Below are 889 nucleotides of genomic sequence, written 5' to 3' on the forward strand. Positions count from 1 at the left end.
GTTGTCGTGTGGTCGACGGGGGGAGTCGGGTCGAACGCGATCGATGCCATCCGGCGCCGCCCCGACCTGAAACTGGTCGGCGTGTGGGTGCACTCGGAGGACAAGGTCGGCAAGGATGCCGGTGAACTGGCCGGCGGTGAGCCGATCGGGCTGAGGGCCACCAACGACGCCGACGCGCTGATCGCGGCCAAACCCGACTGCGTCATCTATGCGGCCAGCGGGCCGGAGCGCGACGCGTTGGCCATCCCCGATTACGTCAAGCTGCTCGAAGCCGGGATCAACGTCGTGACCACGAGTACCACGCGGTTGGTCAACCCGCATGCCTACGAGCCCGCCGAATGGCGCGACCAGCTGGTCGCCGCGGCCAAGCAGGGCCAGGTGTCGCTGTACGCGTCGGGAATCGAGCCGGGTTTCGCCGCTGACTATCTGCCGCTGGTGCTGTCCACGCAGTCGTCGACGATCGACAAGATCCACTCCTTCGAGATCGGCCTGTACGACGACTACGGGGTGCCCGACATCATGAGCGACGCGCTGGGTTTCGGCCGCCCGCTCGACTACCAGCCCTGGATCGGCTACCCCGGCGCCATCGCGGGCGAATGGCAGGGGCAGATCCGCCTGATCGCCGACGCGTTGGGGGTCGAGGTGCAGGAAGTCCGCGAGGGTTTCGATCGCGCGGTCACCGACCGGACGCTGGAGGTGGCGATGGGCACGGTCGAGGCCGGGACCTGCGGCGCGCTGCGGATGCAGGCGATCGGCGTGGTCGACGGCCGGGAGGCCATCGTCATCGAGCACGTGACCCGGCTGGCGCACGACGTCGCCCCCGAGTGGCCCAAAGGGATTGGCGATCTGTCCTATCGCGTGATGATTTCCGGCGATCCGGACATCGACT

Annotated in this window: 1 protein-coding gene; it reads left to right on the forward strand. The window is 68.1% G+C overall.

The annotated features are described in order from the left end of the window. Positions 1-889, forward strand: an 889-nt coding sequence (locus A9W96_RS07400; RefSeq protein WP_231999624.1) for a dihydrodipicolinate reductase, incomplete at both ends; no start/stop codon positions are given.

Origin of the sequence: Mycobacterium sp. 1245852.3 (genome assembly GCF_001669335.1) — a bacterium.
In the GTDB taxonomy this organism is placed as follows: domain Bacteria; phylum Actinomycetota; class Actinomycetes; order Mycobacteriales; family Mycobacteriaceae; genus Mycobacterium; species Mycobacterium europaeum_A.